Source organism: uncultured Tyzzerella sp., from assembly GCF_963558545.1.
Classification (GTDB): Bacteria; Bacillota; Clostridia; order Lachnospirales; family CAG-274; genus Tyzzerella.
Genome location: NZ_CAUWHO010000120.1, coordinates 1 through 1508, shown reverse-complemented (window position 1 = coordinate 1508; position 1508 = coordinate 1). Strand labels below are relative to the sequence as shown.

The following is a 1508-nucleotide window of genomic DNA, read 5'->3' as shown; positions in this document are numbered from 1 at the left end:
TGGAAATTTAAAAAATAATAATAATTTTTTTAGGTTATATATTGACAACTACAGACGAAGGTATAAGTGGGACTAAAATAAAAAAACGAGAAAGTTTTCAGAAGTTGATGGAAGATGCTAAAAAAGGCTTATTCAACATAGTAATAGTTAAAGATATATCTAGGTTTGCAAGAAACACAGTAGATTTTTTACAGAGTATAAGGCAATTAAAGGCTTTAGGGATAGAAACAATATTTTTAACATCAAATCAAACTGTTTTAGGTAATTCTGAATTTGTGCTTACTATTTTTGGGGCATTAGCACAAGAAGAAAGTGCAAACACATCAAAAAGGGTAAAGTTTGGTAAAAAGATAAACGCAGAAAAAGGCCGTGTACCTAACTTTGTATATGGATATGACAAAATAAAAGGGGATTATTTTAATCTTACAATAAATGAAAAAGAAGCAGAAGTAGTCAAGAAAATATTTAATTTATATTTAAATGAAGGTAATGGTGCAAATAAAATAGCACAAATATTAAATAATGAAGGATATAGAACAAAAAGGAATTGTAATTGGAGTCAAAATGCAATATCAAGAATTTTAACAAACTCAATATATACAGGTAAAATTGTAAATGGTAAAGAAGAAGTAGAAGACTTTTTAACAGGAGTTAGAAAGAAAAAAGATAGTCAAGATTGGTATATAATAGAAAAGCCAGAGTTAGCTATTATAAGTAATGAAGATTTTGAAAAAGTACAAGCTATACTTAAAAAGAGAAACATAGACTTTAATTTAAATAAACAACGAGAAAGTAATAAACATTTATTTAGTACACTTATACGTTGCAGTTGTTGTGGTTATAGTTTTAGGCGACTTGAGAGAGTTTATAGAAATACTTATATAAAATGGGTATGTAGTGGAAGAAATGCAAAAGGGAAAGACAGTTGCCCAAACTTTAGTAAAATAGATGAAAAAGAGCTTACAGATGCTATAAAAGGATATTTTAAAAGTATATTAGAAAGTAAAAAAGATACAGTAGAAAGGATAGTAAAAGAATTTAACAAAATATATAAAAATAAGGAAGATAATATTAATATAGAAAAGGAAATAGAAAAAAAATTAAGTAAATTACAAAAAACAAAAGAAAAGTATATGGAAATGTATACAGATGATTTAATAACAAGAGATGAGCTTAATAAAAAAGTTAAAGAATTAAATCAAGATATAGAAAAAAATAAAAAAGAGCTTGAACTTATAAAAAATAATTTATCAAAAGGGGACAGGCTAGAAGAAACAATATATAATACATTTAAAGATTTAGAAAATATTTTAAATATGGATAACTTAACAAATGCTAGCCTTAAAAAAATAATAGATAAAATAGTGGTAGATGAAAGAGGAAATGTAAATATATATTTAAAAGCATTTTCAGATATTGGTGTAGACAAAAACGTTCTTATTAGAAATAATTATACATAAAGATGTCACAGAACGATTATTAACTATAAACCCTAATCTTGCTAATAA

At 25.1% G+C, this 1508-nt stretch carries 1 protein-coding gene; it reads left to right on the top strand.

Going from position 1 to position 1508, the window contains the following annotated elements; genetic code table 11:
* Positions 1 to 41: 41 nt before the first annotated feature.
* Positions 42 to 1460 carry a recombinase family protein gene (locus R5Z65_RS10110; protein ID WP_317368940.1) on the top strand — a complete coding sequence of 473 codons (1419 nt, stop codon included), beginning with the start codon at positions 42 to 44 and terminating at the stop codon, positions 1458 to 1460.
* Positions 1461 to 1508: the final 48 nt, after the last annotated feature.